Source organism: Novipirellula aureliae, assembly GCF_007860185.1.
In the GTDB taxonomy this organism is placed as follows: domain Bacteria; phylum Planctomycetota; class Planctomycetia; order Pirellulales; family Pirellulaceae; genus Novipirellula_A; species Novipirellula_A aureliae.
This window is the reverse complement of sequence record NZ_SJPY01000002.1, coordinates 72,114-85,401: the sequence shown is the minus strand read 5'-3', so window position 1 is coordinate 85,401 and position 13,288 is coordinate 72,114. Positions and strand designations below refer to the sequence as shown.

Annotated in this window: 10 protein-coding genes; 7 read left to right on the top strand and 3 right to left on the bottom strand. The window is 52.2% G+C overall.

The genetic code is table 11. The features are described from left to right. Positions 1-6 precede the first annotated feature (6 nt). Entirely contained in the window at positions 7-600 is a 594-nt protein-coding gene (locus Q31b_RS29595; protein ID WP_146598856.1) for a leucine-rich repeat protein, read from the bottom strand. A gap of 89 nt (positions 601-689) precedes the next feature. On the opposite strand from Q31b_RS29595, the gene Q31b_RS06295 reads away from it, so the two are divergent. Together Q31b_RS06295 and Q31b_RS06290 are read left to right on the top strand one after the other, a co-directional pair. Continuing rightward, positions 690-2,108, top strand: a complete 1,419-nt coding sequence (locus tag Q31b_RS06295; protein ID WP_146598855.1) for a sulfatase — start codon at positions 690-692, stop codon at positions 2,106-2,108. Between the two features lie 88 nt (positions 2,109-2,196). After that, positions 2,197-2,763, top strand: a complete 567-nt coding sequence (locus Q31b_RS06290; protein ID WP_146598854.1) for an alpha-ketoglutarate-dependent dioxygenase AlkB family protein — start codon at positions 2,197-2,199, stop codon at positions 2,761-2,763. A 68-nt stretch (positions 2,764-2,831) separates the two neighbouring features. Here the strand turns inward: Q31b_RS06290 and Q31b_RS06285 are convergent, their stop codons facing one another. Together Q31b_RS06285 and Q31b_RS06280 are read right to left on the bottom strand one after the other, a co-directional pair. Further along, entirely contained in the window at positions 2,832-5,063 is a 2,232-nt protein-coding gene (locus Q31b_RS06285; RefSeq protein WP_146598853.1) for a SulP family inorganic anion transporter, read from the bottom strand. A 185-nt stretch (positions 5,064-5,248) separates the two neighbouring features. Next, positions 5,249-6,886, bottom strand: a complete 1,638-nt coding sequence (locus tag Q31b_RS06280; RefSeq protein WP_146598852.1) for an alginate export family protein — start codon at positions 6,884-6,886, stop codon at positions 5,249-5,251. A gap of 312 nt (positions 6,887-7,198) precedes the next feature. Here Q31b_RS06280 and Q31b_RS06275 point away from each other — a divergent pair, with 312 nt between their 5' ends. The 5 genes from Q31b_RS06275 to Q31b_RS06255 all read left to right on the top strand — a co-directional run bounded on the left by Q31b_RS06275 (position 7,199) and on the right by Q31b_RS06255 (position 13,174). Beyond that, the gene (locus tag Q31b_RS06275; RefSeq protein ID WP_146598851.1) at positions 7,199-7,666 is read left to right on the top strand and encodes an FxsA family protein; all 468 of its coding nucleotides are present in this window, start codon (positions 7,199-7,201) and stop codon (positions 7,664-7,666) included. A 91-nt stretch (positions 7,667-7,757) separates the two neighbouring features. After that, on the top strand, positions 7,758-8,171 hold the full coding sequence (locus Q31b_RS06270; protein ID WP_146598850.1) for a hypothetical protein: 414 nt from the start codon (positions 7,758-7,760) through the stop codon (positions 8,169-8,171). Positions 8,172-8,238: 67 nt separating this feature from the next. After that, complete coding sequence (gene gltX, locus Q31b_RS06265; protein WP_146598849.1) at positions 8,239-9,786, top strand: glutamate--tRNA ligase; 1,548 nt, start codon at positions 8,239-8,241, stop codon at positions 9,784-9,786. 372 nt (positions 9,787-10,158) lie between these two features. Beyond that, entirely contained in the window at positions 10,159-11,904 is a 1,746-nt protein-coding gene (locus Q31b_RS06260; RefSeq protein WP_146598848.1) for an AMP-binding protein, read from the top strand. Further along, complete coding sequence (locus Q31b_RS06255) at positions 11,891-13,174, top strand: thiolase family protein (protein WP_146598847.1); 1,284 nt, start codon at positions 11,891-11,893, stop codon at positions 13,172-13,174. Before Q31b_RS06260 ends, Q31b_RS06255 begins: the two co-directional genes overlap by 14 nt. Positions 13,175-13,288: the final 114 nt, after the last annotated feature.

The window sequence follows — 13,288 nt, the reverse complement described above, 5'->3', positions numbered from 1 at the left end:
CGTTTATTATATGCCGGTATCGCCTTGGTCATTGCCTGTTGTTATGGAACGCGGCAGAAAATTCCTTACCTGCTTCAAGTAGTGGATCTTGTCAAAGATCCAGGTCTTCAAGTAGTGGATCTTGTCAAAGATCCAGATCTTCAGGTAGTGGATCTTGTCAAAGATCCAGGTCTTCAAGTAGTGGATCTTGTCAAAGACCCCGATCTTCAAGTAGTGGATCTTGTCAAAGATCCAGATCTTCAGGTAGTGGATCTTGTCAAAGATCCAGATCTTCAAGTAGTGGATCTTGTCAAAGATCCAGATCTTCAAGTAGTGGATCTTGTCAAAGATCCAGGTCTTCAAGTAGTGGATCTTGTCAAAGATCCAGATCTTCAGGTAGTGGATCTTGTCAAAGATCCAGGTCTTCAAGTAGTGGATCTTGTCAAAGATCCAGATCTTCAAGTAGTGGATCTTGTCAAAGATCCAGGTCTTCAGGTAGTGGATCTTGTCAAAAATCCAGATCTTCAAGTAGTGGATCTTGTCAAAGATCCAGATCTTCAAGTAGTGGATCTTGTCAAAGATCCAGATCGAGAGAAACTTTAACAAATTCAATACCCCCATTGGGCCATGTCGCCACTACGGAGAGCAGATATGGGATACAATGCAGCCCTTGCAAACAAACCCCTTTCCCCTCCTATCCGCTTCGCACCATGTTAAAAAAAATCACTCCGATTCTGCTTTGCTACCTGTGCTTTTCGCCAATGCTATCGGCCAAATCGCCCAATGTGCTGTTGCTATGTATTGATGATTTGCGCCCCGAATTGAAATCGTTTGGAGCTGAATATATCGAATCGCCCAATATCGATGCGCTTGCCAGTTCCGGTCGTGCATTTTCGAGGCACTATGTGCAAGCACCAACATGTGGCGCGTCTCGCTACGCAATGTTGACGGGACGGTATGGACGAACGTCGGCTTCGCGGGGTAACCAAGCATTGGTGGCGCGGAGCAAAGAGATGGCGAAGGCCACACCATCGTTTCCGGAAGTCTTCCGCAAGGCAGGCTACACAACCGTCTCGATCGGAAAAGTTTCGCATCACCCCGGCGGACGGTATGGAAAGGATTGGAACGATCCCGATTCGATTGAAATGCCCGGTGCCTGGGACCGCCATTCGATGCCCACTGGTCCTTGGCGGCATCCGGAAGGAGCGATGCACGGACTAGCCAACGGCCAAATTCGCAGCGAAAAGCAACTGGACGTCTTTGAATCGTTCGATGGTCCCGATACTGCCTATCCTGATGGTTTGACGACCAATGCTGCACTCGAAGAACTCGACCAATTGGCAAAGACGGGTGAGCCCTTTTTACTTGCCGTTGGGATCATTCGACCTCATTTGCCCTTCGGTTCACCCGCGACTTACATGCAGCCGTACCTAGACGCAGAATTGCCAACGATTGCTCACAAAGAAAAACCGCTCGGCCTTTCAACTTGGCACGGATCGGGTGAATTTTTGAGATACAATGGGTGGGGGAAAGACCCACGTCAGGATAGCGAATTTGCCGACGAAGTACGAAAACACTACGCCTCCTGTGTTACGTATGCCGACGCTTGCGTTGGCCGGATTGTTGATCGACTCAAAGAGAACGGCTTGGCCGATGATACGATTATCGTCTTGTGGGGCGACCACGGTTGGCACTTGGGTGAACACGCGGTTTGGGGAAAACACACTCTATTCGAAGAATCGCTTCGATCACCACTTATTGTCTGCGCCCCCCAGGTCAAACAGGCTGGTGTTCAGAGCAAAGCGATTGTTGAATCGATCGATTTGTTCCCGACGCTATGCGATTTGTGTGAGCTGCCAAAACCCTCCAGCCTCGACGGTGAATCGCTTCTGCCGATGCTCGATGACCCCAGTGTTGATGGCAAGTCGGCGATCTCTTATGGTGGCTCGCGCGACACCATTCGTACTGAGAAGTATCGTTTGATTCGGCATTTAAAAGGGAAGAGAGTTACGGCAAACGAACTGTACGACCACCAAATCGATAGCGGTGAAACGGAGAACATCGCCGCTGGGAACGCTGACGTGGTAAAAGAACTCAGTGCAATCTTGGACGAGAAACTCGAAGAATAGCCAGTTTGGGTGTTAGGCTAGGCTGTTCATGCCGGTAAACCGCGTGCCCAACGGGGCCGCGTGGGAAAGCCATTTGTATAGGACAATCATGGAAACGATCAAATTGGCTGACGGCGGACTCCTGCGATACGACCAAGACTTCATGGAATCGAAACTTGCCGATCGCTACTTTAAGGAGATCCGAGATCAGTGCAAATGGGAACAGAAACCGGCACTCTTTGGGCACAGGCAACCTCGGCTGACCGCTTCCTACGGCGACGAAGGGATCACCTATCGCTACAGCGGAACTACGAATGTTTCGTTGCCCTGGACAACGACACTGCTAGAGATCAAGCAGCGAATCGAAGCGATCCAAGGCGAGTACAATTACTGTCTCTTGAATCGGTATCGAGGGGGCAGCGATAGCATGGGATTGCACGCTGACAATGAACCTGAGATGGGCAATGTCATCGGTTCCGTTTCGCTCGGCGAAACACGGAAATTTCGAATGAGGCATAATACGAGCAAAGAGACAAGAACGTTTTTGCTCAGCCACGGATCGCTGCTCATTATGGCTGGCACGATGCAGCAGTTCTGGAAACACGAGGTTCCCAAAACGGCTCGCAAGGTAGGCGAGCGGATCAACTTGACGTACCGAAAGATCACGGCTCCTTGATTGTTTAACAACAAGTTGTAGGCGATCATTTGCGAAAAAGCTGGCGCCTTCGGTTAAGCGTTAAACGTTCAAATTGAGAACGTTACTATTCCCGTTTTTACATCATACATTGCCCCCACCACTTTGACGCGTCCGTCTGCAACGGCGAGACGAATCACGTCGCTTTGGTGCAAGATTTTATCACAAGTATGTTGGACATTTCGTCGTGCCACGGTATCGACCAAGGCTTCACGCTGTTCCGTCGACAAAGCTTCGAAAGGCATTTCGCCGGGTGATAACATACTCGGTTCAATCTCGTCAACGATTGCCTGCAAGTGCTGGCATCCGGTCGCTGACATCGCGTTTTGTCCGCTCGATATTAGGTGGATCGATGATGTTACTGCACCACAGCGGGTATGTCCCAGTACGACGAGGAGTTTGACACCGGCGACACCGATTGCATATTCGAGGCTACCGAGAGAGATCGGTCCGACGACGTTGCCAGCGACACGGTTACTAAAGATATCGCCCACGCCGAGATCAAATACCAACTCGGCGGGAACTCGCGAATCGATACAGCTTAAGACGGCCGCAAGTGGGTTTTGGCCTGCTGCGGTGGCATTGACTTGCCGCGACAAATCTCGGTTGAGTTGCGATCCAGCGACGAATCGTTGGTTGCCCGCACGGAGGATGTCGATCACTTGATCTGCCGTCACCGCGTCCTGCAACGCACGCGTCGAGTAGTCGGCGAACTGAATGTCATCGGGCATTGAATACTTTGGCTGAAACCCTTTGACGCTGACGGTAATCCCCCGCGCTGGAGCTACGTTCTCTTTGAAGTCGCGAATGAAACTGAGAACGTCGGGGTCGATGTAGTCAGAATCGGTCGCATTGATTAGCAATTGACTACCGGAAGTTGCTTCGTTTAAGACGCGGTCAATCGCGGCACGATTCAAGAAACTAACTTGATTCGAAAGTACGATGTGCGTCAGATCGCCGGACAGGTAGGTTTCGACGACCTGCCGAATCGGGTGCCGGACGCTGCGATGGAGAATGAACAAAACACTGACGCCGAGTCCAACCAGAATTCCGAACATCAAATCGGTCAGTACGATCACGACAATCGTGATGAAGAACGGCAAGAATTGATAACGCCCTTCACTCCACATCTGTTTGAACAGCCGAGGACTTGCCAGCTTCATTCCCGTAATGAACAGAATCGCTGCGAGAGCGGACAGTGGTATGCGGTTCATGAGGGCTGGTAACAGCGATGCGCTGAGCAGCAAAAATGCACCATGGAAAATGGTCGACATCTTGGTTCGTGAGCCCGCTGCCACGTTAACCGAACCGCGAACGATTACCGACGCAACAGGTAGCCCCCCGATTATGCCACACACGACATTGCCGCAGCCTTGCGCAATCAATTCACGACTGGCAGGTGAATATCGTTTTTTTTGATCGAGCTTGTCGACCGCTTCAAGATTCAAGAGCGTTTCAAGCGATGCAATCATGGCAATCGCGAAAGCACCCGTGTAGATGGCGGGGTTGGTGACCTGTGAAAAGTCAGGCCGTTTCAAAAAACTAGCGAATTCAAACAAACTCGTTGCGACAGGGATTTGGACACGATGACTCGGTCCGATCCGCCACGCTTCTCCACACGATGCCAATAAACTGGTCATCAAGATTCCGAATAAAACGACCACCAGAGGAGCAGGCAAGATCAGCCGCTTCATAATGGTAAGACGATCCCAGCATAACAACATCACGATCGAGATCATTCCGATCAGCATGGCACCGAAATGGATCTCGCCTGCGATTAGCGTATTGACTTCAGTGATCGTCGTCAGGAAATCGCGTTGTTGTAGCAAGATTGTATCGGCCGCCGTTGCATCGTGTCCAAGCAGGTGCGGAATTTGCTTCATGACCAAAACAATGCCGATTGCAAACAGCAGACCTTTGACCACACTCGATGGAAAGAACGCTGAAAACGCACCTCCACGAGCGACACCAAATCCGATTTGGATAAGTCCGGCAATTAGAACCGACAACATGAAGGCTTCGAACGAACCAAGCATGACGATTTGCGACGCGACGAGTACCGTCAAACCGATCGCAGGGCCGCTGACACTTGTGTGTGATCCGCTAACAAAGCCAACAACTAAGCCTCCAACAACTCCAGAAACCAGGCCAGTGAACAGGTCGGCACCCGATGCAAGAGCGATGCCTAAGCAAAGCGGAAGTGCCACAAGGAAAACAACCAGACCCGCTACCAGGTCGTGTCTCAGGTTCACGCGCGTCTGTGAATGTGGAGGTTTGAGCATCGAGTTGCTTTTATGCAAGGTGGATCGGAGGTCTGGCAGCTTACAGCATATCCCCTTCAATCGTAGACCATCAGCAACCGGTCGGCGAGGCAGCAAAAAACGCGATCGAATCGTCTCTGTTCACAGAGGTTTTAGAAACGACCACGCGGTAGCGAAACTCGCCAAGCGTGTCATTCCACCACGCATTAATAACGTGATTGAAACTGAGCATAGAAGAAATCAGCGTCCGCACTGTCGCCCGCAATCGCAGGCTTGATGCCGTCGGTGTCGTAATAGTCGCCGCCGGAGAAGTGGGAATAGCCCAACAGGACGTTGTTGCGAGGATTGAGGTTGATGTTGAATAGCACATCAATCTCTTGTCCAAGATCCTTCGATTCCGCTTTTGTGGTCGAGTTGTAAGGATTCATTGCGACGCTATACGGAGTCGTTTCTTCGACCAGGCGGAAGGAGTGATACCAGAGCACCAATGAGATGTTCTTGGTTAGGGGCGCGGTCGTCAGCACGTTGAAATCGTGTAGGTTGCGACGTCCGAACAAATCCATAAAACCATTGAACTTGTGAGCGAGGGGGTACAAGGGATCGTAACCATTATCGCCACGGCCAACTTGGTCAAAGTCATCTTCACCGGAGGCGTAGTCATAGTAGGCCCAAACGGTAGGGCTCAGCAAACGCGTTTCGTATTTGCGACCGATGCCTGCTGTGAAAAAGCCCGCATTGTGATCACTGTTGTTCTCATTTTTGCCAAACTGGATCGCACCTTCCATGTCATAAAGTATTCCCCTATCGGTCTCACCGGCGGTTCGGCTGCCGAACGTCTGATAGCTGAAGCCGACATCGCGATTTTCGTAGCCGAGATAGTAGGCGTCGAAGACACCAAGCGAGGTCCCCTTTTTCGAAGCATAGATGCCGTAGAACGGTTGATTGGAATCCGCATCGTCTAGCTCATTGGGAGCGACGGGCACATATTGAGTCCAAAATGCGTCGATCGAGGTGTCGCCGCTTTGGTAAAGTAGTTTTACACCTTCGAAGGTACGGCGAGTGTTTGCCCAATCGAGTGGTGAAACGGCTCGTTGGACTCCGTACAATAATTCTTGTCGACCGACACGAGCGGTGAGCTTGCTCGATCCGGTATCAAGCAGCAGTACGTCAGCGAACAAGTTTAAGAAGTCCATGTCGTTTTCTTCGATCGGACGCGGAGCAAACTCTTCATCCGACGAGTTGGCGTCTAAGATTTCGCCATAAACACGCAGGGTGTCGTTGATTTTCCAATCGGCATACAACCGTTGTCGGGTGAGCCAGAAGGTGTCGTCTTTGCCGGTAATTCCCAGTCCGCGAAGGTTGCGTTCGTCGTGATAACGATAGCGTGTTTCACCGCCGAAGCTAAAGGTACCCCAACGAGTGTCGATGTTCTTGAAACGATCGCTGTAGAATGACGGGCCTTCGTAGCACGGATCCTTTAGGTAGGAAAAGTTGTTCTCGTAGAAAACGCCAGCATAGGCAGACATCATTTTGGCGTAGGCAGCCTTCTTGTCCGCTACGCTGCAACACGAGGTCGTGCCGCAATTGCAGTTGGTGGTGGCAATGGCTCGATCGTAAATCACCGGAGCCGGCATGGTGGGCGCCAGCTGTTGGGGGGCTTCAAAGACAGCAGCACTGGTCTCGTCCGTTTCAACCTCGACAATCTCGAGTTGGTCTTGAGAAAGTCCTACTTGCAAATAGGGACGATCGGCTTTTGCGATTGTCATGGAGATGGCTGACACGGCGATGATTGGCCCGATCGCGGCGAACGCCAAACGCAAATTACGAAGCCAACTGTGGTCCATCGTTTCTACCATTCCCTTTCCAACAACGGCCAACGCGTTGCGACCAAAAAAACTAAATGGGTTCCGCCCACCATTGGTTTAGTCGGCAACGGCTCGTGGCTTGAATCGCCATTGCTCCCAACAAAAGGCGATTTCGGGGGGGGCGTATCTGACATTCGGAGAAACCGGTTTTATTGGGGTAATCCATGTATCCCGCACCTCCCATTTCTCTTTCCACTGATTTGGCATAAGAACTGCGTCTCTGGGGAAAGGTTTGTCAGCAATGCCAAACTGACGCTTCCATTTTTACCTTTTTTCGCGACGAAACTTACCATGTTTTTCCGCTTACTTGCCGCCTTTATCCTCATTCCGCTTGTGGAATTAGCGTTGTTGCTTCGACTAGCGGATGCCACCAATGTCTTTACGACGCTGCTAGTCGTAATCGGCACAGGCATCCTCGGCTCGATACTCGCCCGTCGTGAAGGTGCCATGGCGTGGCATCGATTCCGATCCGCATTGGCTAGCGGGCGGATACCAAGTCGTGAAATCCAAGATGGATTGATGGTCGTTTTTGCAGCAGCACTGCTGTTGACCCCAGGACTCTTGACCGATGCGGTCGGTTTCCTGATGTTGATTCCCGCGGGTAGAAACTGGATTCGATGCCACGTGTTGAGCCGGTACATTCGTTCGAATGATACCTCCGCTCCCTACCAAAATTCGCGGCAGCAAGATCAGCCGAATCGGCGACCGATGGGCGCAGGATCGACGATTGATGCGACCTCCTTTCACCGCACCAAATAGTTTCCGCTGCGTCGCTTGATTCCCAGTGGCTAGCACAGTAGTCTATCCATAGTCAGGGTCTCGAAATCTTAATTGTAATAGCCGGAAAAAAATGGAAGATCAGCAAGAAGAATTTGGTTCTTCTAGCGCTTCGTCACGTTATGCCCAAGACTCATCTTGGGGAGCGGAGTTGTGGCGTGAGAACTATGGAAAGACACTCGTGTTTGTCTTTGTCGGAATTACCGCTATTGGTTTTGCGTTATTAGCCTATCGCGAGCACCGGTTCGTCGCTCCACGATTCCCAGATGAAGCCGCCTTCAACCAGCCCGCGACCGGTTTGGACGAAAACGCGGAGCTGGACGAAAACGCGGAGCTGGGTGAAAACGCGGAGCTGGGTGAAAAGCAACGAGGTGAATCGGAGACGTCAGAATCTGTGAAAGATCAGAGAACGGAGGATTTGGAGGAGAGGCCAGAGCCCGAGGATGGGCTTCAGACCGAAGAACCTCAAACCGCTGACGAACCCTAAAACCTTTGTCTCGCGGTGATTCCAAACATCTCTTTTGATCCCTTGCCTCTTTTTCCTTTCTGCTCTCATGATTCGAACTCGATTTGCGCCTAGTCCTACTGGATACCTTCACATTGGTGGCGTGCGGACAGCCCTTTTCAATTGGTTGATCGCTCGCCAAGCGGGCGGTCAATTTATTCTTCGCATTGATGATACCGATGCAGGTCGAAACGTGGCTGAAGCGATTGAGCCGATTCTCGACGGTTTTCGCTGGCTTGGAATGAATTGGGATGAAGGCCCTCAAGTCGGTGGGCCCCACGATCCGTACTACCAATCACAACGAGATTCGCTCTATAAACAAGCCGCTACAAAGTTACTCGAAAGCGGTCATGCGTATCGCGACTACGCCCGTCCCGAAGAGTTCACGGCGCTACGCCAAGAAGCGGAGAAGAACAAGGTACCGTTCATCTATGATCGCCGCTGGATGGCCGAAGACGATGCCGCTGCTGCAGCCTTTGAAGCCGAAGGACGTACCGCCGTCGTGCGGCTAAAAATGCCGCGTGAAGGGGAATGCGTGATCTCGGATCTGGTTCGTGGCGAAGTGCGAGTCGATTGGGCGGCGGAACAAGATCACGTCATTCAACGCGCGGACGGAAGTTGCTTGTATCACCTCGCCTCGGTGGTCGATGACCACGAACTCCAGATTTCTCACGTCATCCGCTCTGAAGAACACTTGTCCAACACACCTCGCCAGATCTTTATTCTTGAGTCGTTGGGATACGAACGCCCTGCTTACGCCCACCTACCATACGTTGCGGAACCAGGCGGCCATGCCAAATTGAGTAAACGTAAGTTGGCGAAGTACCAAAAGAACAAAGGCTTTGCAGACTTACTCGCTCATGGTTGCCGCATCGCACAGCGCTGTGGTATTTCAGCCGAGGCCGATACCTTTAATCCGGTCATAATCGATTTCTATCGTGAGATCGGTTTTACACCCGATGCGATTTTGAACTATTTGGTTTTGCTCGGTTGGTCGCTTGACGGCGAGAGCGAAAAGTTCACGGTCGATGAAATGATCAAGCTGTTTTCACTCGACCGCGTCACCAAAGCTCCCGCTTCGTTCGATTCCACAAAACTACTCTCTTTCCAAGGCGATGCTTTTGCCGCATTGCCGCTCGAGACACGATTGGAAAAGGTCCGCCCGTTTGCCATCGCCGCTGGACTTACTTCGTCGGACAGCCCCGAGTCGGAAGCTAAGTTGAAAGCGGTTGTCGAAGCGGCAGGCGATCGCCTGAAGATCGCGGGGGATATCTTGGACTTCGACTATTGTTTCATTGACGACTACGCTATCAATGAAAAGGCCTACCAAAAGCGAGTTGTCAAACCCGAAATGGCCAAGCCTCTGTTGGCAAAACTTGTGGAGCCACTTACCCAAGCGGATTCCTTTGACGCCGAAACGCTTGAAGCCTTGGTCAATCAGTTTTGCGATGACCAACAGATCGGACTGGGCGATATCATCCATGCGTTACGCGTTGCAACCACCGGGTCACCCGCTGGGTTTGGGATGTTCGAAACACTTGAGGTGATTGGCCAGGAAAAAGTAGTCGCCCGAATCACTCGAGTCGCTAATTCATGATTCGTCGATCGTGGGGGATCTTTCACAAAATCCAACCGCATGGGGATCTTTCACAAGATCCACTACGGTCAAGCCAGATCTTCAAGAGACTGCTTCTCTAGGGCGTCTCAAGTTCCCTTGTTGGTTTTTAGTGGAAAAACACTTTTCTTAAGGGCTCCTAGTGCCTACAATTGGCTTGCGGTTGGCGAGTAGCAGTTTGGCTCGGTTATTCGCTTTCTCGTCAGTCGTCGTGGTTAATCCATTCCAAGTGACCACGCTTATTTCTTGTCTGTTTATTCGGCTGATTCGACGAGCCAACAGTCCCCTATGTTTTTCACATCATGCTTGGTGAGAGCATGACCGTCGATTCCTTTCTTGATCGAGGAATTCGTGATGGGACATCTACTCAAGAACGAACTTGCGGTGTCTAAGCGAGCGAAAGGGTCGCTGCCACCATCGAAGATGGATGGCATTGACTACTACAAAGGTTTTGCTGCCTTTGAACTGCTTCGTCATGCGGCCGAAGTGATCCCTGATCGCAAGGCGGTTGTGTACGGATCCCAATGTTGGACGTATGAGGAACTCAACCATGACGTTGTTCGCGCCGCATCAATGCTGCAACGCCTAGGAGTCGAACCAGGTGACCGCGTCGGCGTTTTGCTGCCCAACGTTCCTGAGTTTCTAATTACGATCAATGCGGTATGGCGATGTGGTGGTATTGTCGTTGCCTTAAGTCCGTTGATGGTGCCTGAAGAGGTCGAGCGGTTTGTCAAAGAAACGAAGGTTCGCGTCGTTGTCGGCCTCGATATGTTGGCCCATCTGCTTGCTGGATGCCAAGACGAGCTCGAGAAGACCCTGTACGTTTCCATCCGCGAGCATCTGCCGTCGTTGAAACAGATCGGTTATCTATGGGTGCGCATGCAGCGAACGGGCGTGTTGTCACTTCCAAGCAATCCGTCGCATTCGTGGTTCTGGAGTGAGGTCGAGGCTGTTCGTCGCGAATGGAAACCGGTCCGGATTGATCCGGCGAAGGACGCCGCCTACATTCTGCCGACGGGGGGGACGACGGGTTCGCCGAAATCGGTGACACTTAGCCATCAAAACATGGTTGCGAATGCTTGGCAACAATTCGAATCGACGAAGCGAGAATTTGCCACCGAGACGATGATGGCCGTGTTGCCGTTTTTCCATAGCTATGGCGTTTCGGCAATCGCTCTGGGAGGAGCAGCCATGGGAGCGACATTGATTTTGCATCATCGCTTCAATACTCGCCAAGTGATCCAATTGATCGAGCAACATAGGCCTACAGTGTTTCATGCTGTCCCGGCCATGTTGGTTGCGATGAACCAACGACTGCGAGATTACCCGGCTGATTTGAGTTCACTCAAGTGGGTGATTTCCGGTGGGGCACCGCTGGAAGCGGAAGTCGCCGAAGAATTCACTCGCTACTGCGGAGCGGTCATGGTCGAAGGTTTCGGCTTGTCTGAATCGTCACCGGTAACGCATGTTGGCGATCTCTTTGGCCCACCTGAGTATGGCACGATAGGTTTTCCTCTACCTGAAACACGTTGTCGAATTATCGAGGAAAGCGGCGACAGCCACGAAGATATTGGTAGTGGCGAGATCGGTGAGCTGATTGTTCGTGGGCCTCAAGTCATGTTGGGGTACTGGGAAAATCCAACGGCAACGGCTGAAACGATTCGCGATGGTTGGCTACACACGGGTGATCTGGCAATCCGCCGCAGCGATGGTCTGTATAGCATTGTCGGACGCAAAAAGGATCTCATCATCACTTCGGGCTTCAACGTTTATCCCGCCGAAGTCGAAGCGGTACTCCGAGAGATTGACGGCGTTGCGGATGCGGCAGTCGTGGGGGTTCCCGACAGCGAACGCGGCGAGATCGTCAAGGCATTTATCGTTATGAAGCCGAAAGCCGAGTGGGAGGAAGCGAGGCTACGCCAGCATTGTCGTGACCATCTCTCGAAGCACAAACAACCTCGCATCTATGAACGATGCGCGGAAGATCTTCCCAGGAATTTTTTGGGCAAGGTGATTCGGCGCAAGCTGCGTGAAGCCGATCAAGAGACGACGCAGTCGACCCCCGTTGGCGAAGGAGAATCAAGTGATGCAATCCAATAAACCGATCGCCATCGTCGACGGGGTACGGACGCCGTTTGCAAAAGCATTCGGAGCATTTATCGACGTTTCAGCCGTCGAGCTTGGCCGCACGGCACTCGAAGCCGTACTCCTTCGCTGCGGCTTATCCGCCAACGATATTGACGAAGTCGTGTTTGGCAACGTCGCGGGGCCTGCTGATTCGGCCAACATCGCTCGAGTGATTGCGTTGAAAGCTGGCGTTCCCAACGACCGCATCGCTCATACGGTCAACCGGAATTGTGCATCGGGAATGGAATCGATCTTTGCCGGATGCAGTCGGATTCGAGAAGGCCGTGCATCAACCATCGTCGCTGGAGGCACCGAATCGATGTCACAGATTCCAATGTTGTTGAGTCACGAGGCAGCGAAGCTCTGGTTACGACTAGCTCGCTCCAAGTCGATGCTCGATCGGCTGCGTACGATCGCGTCGATGCGTCCGAAGCATTTCAAACCGGTTCCAGGGATTGAGCTGGGACTGACGGACCCGGTTTCAGGTTTGAATATGGGCGAAACCGCCGAAGTATTGGCCAAGGAGTTTCCTATCACGCGTGACCAGCAGGACGCGTTTGCACTGGAAAGTCACAAGAAGGCGAGCGAAGCCCAGGAGCGATGTTTTATGTCTGGCGAAATCGCGAGCGTCACACTTCCAACCGGCGAAGCGGTCGAACGAGACAATGGACCGCGAAAAAATCAAACGCTCGAACAACTCGGGCGTCTGCGTCCGCTGTTTGGACGGGAGGGAACGATCACTGCTGGCAATAGTTGCCCGCTTACCGATGGTGCCGCTGCTTTGGTTTTATCCGATCCTGACAAGCTCGATCGATTTTCTCGCCCACCCCTCGGTTACATCACCGCCTATTCAATCGCCGGTTGCGATCCGCGACGAATGGGGCTCGGGCCTGTTTATGCAACCGCAAAACTGTTTGCAAAAACGGGCTTGTCGTTTACGGACTTCGACAACATCGAAATCAACGAAGCCTTTGCGGCCCAGGTCTTGGCCTGCGAACGAGCGTTTGGATCAAAGCGTTTTGCGGAAAACGAGTTATCACGGTCAAGTGCCGTGGGCGAATTACCGATGGACCGCGTCAACGTGCATGGTGGTGCGATCGCACTCGGCCACCCGGTCGGTACCTCGGGAACCCGAATCGTACTAACTCTACTACGGACACTCAAAGCAAAGGGGAAGCAGCGTGGATTAGCAACACTCTGCGTAGGAGGCGGCCAAGGCGTTGCGATGGTGGTTGAGACATGACGAGCCCTCCCAAGCAAAGCAGGCTGCTGAATGAGTAGCATTTGAATGAGTAGTATTGAACCTAGCCCAGAGGGCAGCACATTGCAGTCTTGTGTCGGCCTCCGGCCTAAGTAC

Coding starts and splice junctions, on each gene's coding strand:
- Q31b_RS06275 (WP_146598851.1), top strand. CDS start 7,199: ATGTTTTTCCGCTTACTTGCCGCCTTTATCCTCATTCCGCTTGTGGAA.
- Q31b_RS06255 (WP_146598847.1), top strand. CDS start 11,891: ATGCAATCCAATAAACCGATCGCCATCGTCGACGGGGTACGGACGCCG.
- gltX (WP_146598849.1), top strand. CDS start 8,239: ATGATTCGAACTCGATTTGCGCCTAGTCCTACTGGATACCTTCACATT.
- Q31b_RS06270 (WP_146598850.1), top strand. CDS start 7,758: ATGGAAGATCAGCAAGAAGAATTTGGTTCTTCTAGCGCTTCGTCACGT.
- Q31b_RS29595 (WP_146598856.1), bottom strand. CDS start 600: ATGGGGGTATTGAATTTGTTAAAGTTTCTCTCGATCTGGATCTTTGAC.
- Q31b_RS06280 (WP_146598852.1), bottom strand. CDS start 6,886: ATGGACCACAGTTGGCTTCGTAATTTGCGTTTGGCGTTCGCCGCGATC.
- Q31b_RS06260 (WP_146598848.1), top strand. CDS start 10,159: ATGGGACATCTACTCAAGAACGAACTTGCGGTGTCTAAGCGAGCGAAA.
- Q31b_RS06285 (WP_146598853.1), bottom strand. CDS start 5,063: ATGCTCAAACCTCCACATTCACAGACGCGCGTGAACCTGAGACACGAC.
- Q31b_RS06295 (WP_146598855.1), top strand. CDS start 690: ATGTTAAAAAAAATCACTCCGATTCTGCTTTGCTACCTGTGCTTTTCG.
- Q31b_RS06290 (WP_146598854.1), top strand. CDS start 2,197: ATGGAAACGATCAAATTGGCTGACGGCGGACTCCTGCGATACGACCAA.